The 1,468-nt window shown below is 48.9% G+C and carries 1 protein-coding gene; it reads left to right on the top strand.

The annotated features are described in order from the left end of the window. Positions 1 to 1,468: GMC family oxidoreductase (locus tag A3735_RS22510; RefSeq protein WP_068638697.1), on the top strand; the 1,468-nt coding region annotated here is incomplete at both ends.

Raw genomic sequence — 1,468 nt, 5'->3', positions numbered from 1 at the left:
CATCATTGGCGCTGGTTCTGCGGGCAGCGTATTAGCTCAGCGTTTATCCCAAGAAGGTGATAAAACCGTGCTTGTGCTGGAAGCCGGGCCGCGAGATAAAAGCCCGATGATCAAGGTTCCCGGGGCTTTTGCTTACTTCATGTATAGTAAGAAATATAACTGGCGCTACGAGTCTGAGCCGGTTGCCGATATACGTAACGGGCAGCCTCTATTTTGTCCTCGCGGAAAAACTCTCGGCGGCAGCAGTGCTGTCAATGCCATGGTTTATATTCGCGGTCACAAATCAGACTACGATACCTGGGAAGCACAAGGAAACCCTGGCTGGAGCTTTGATGACATGCTGCCCTACTTCAAAAAATCAGAAACCAACGAGCGCGGTGCCAGTGACTATCATGGTGGAGAAGGCCCTATCTATGTCTCTGACACGCAAAACACTTACCCGCTTAACGAGTGTTTTTTGGCTGCAAGTGAGCAAGCAGGATACCCTCTAACAGAAGATTTCAACGGACCACAATTTGAAGGCGCGGGCTATTATCAATTTACCATCAAAGATGGCGAGCGCTGCGGCGTTTCACGCGCCTATTTAAAGCCGGCCATGACAAGGCAAAACCTCTTTGTTGAATGCGAGGCCTTTGTCGATAAAATTCTCATCGAGAACAAAGTCGCAACAGGGGTCGAGTTTACTCAACAAGGTGAAAAGCATACCGTCCATGCACGTAAAGAAGTGCTGTTGTGCGGCGGCGCCTTCAACTCTCCTCAAACGCTTATGCTTTCAGGTATCGGCGATAAAGAGGAGCTTCAACAACATGGTATCGAAGTGATACAGGATTTGCCCGGCGTCGGAAAGAACCTGCAGGAACATGTTGATGCCTGTGTTTTGGTGAAAAGCAAAAAGAAGGATGGTTTCTCGACAAGCCCCGGCGGACTGCTAAAAATGCTACCCGACACTCTTAAATATCTGCGCGACAAGCAAGGCAATCTGGCGAACTCAATTACCCAGGCGGGCGCCTTTTTGAAGTCTAGCCCCGAGGTAAAGGTACCAGACATTCAGATGCACTTTGTTCCCTTACTCTTTGACGACTGCGGGCGCGATTTAAAACTCCTGTCTAGCCATGGCTACTCTCTTCACGTTTGCGTCCTTCGCCCTAAAAGCCGAGGCAAACTCAGCTTAAAATCAGCAGACCCAAGAGAGCCAATCAAAATCGACTTCAACTTTTTCTCCGACCCTGAGGATGCAAAAGTATTAGTCAACGGCATTCGGGTTGCTCGGAAAATATTAGCAAGCCCAGCCTTTGATGGGCATCGTGGCGAAGAGTTGCACCCAGGTAATAACATCCAATCAGATGAGGCACTTTTGAAGAAGTGTAAAGAACGGCTAGGCTTGGTATATCACCCTAGCGGCACCTGCAAAATGGGCAATGACCCTATGGCTGTCGTAGACAGTGAGCTGAAAGTTCATGGTATTAAA

It is taken from the genome of Oleiphilus sp. HI0061 (assembly GCF_001635675.1).
The sequence above is the reverse complement of the archived record's forward strand: the minus strand, read 5'-3'. Positions and strand labels throughout refer to the sequence as shown.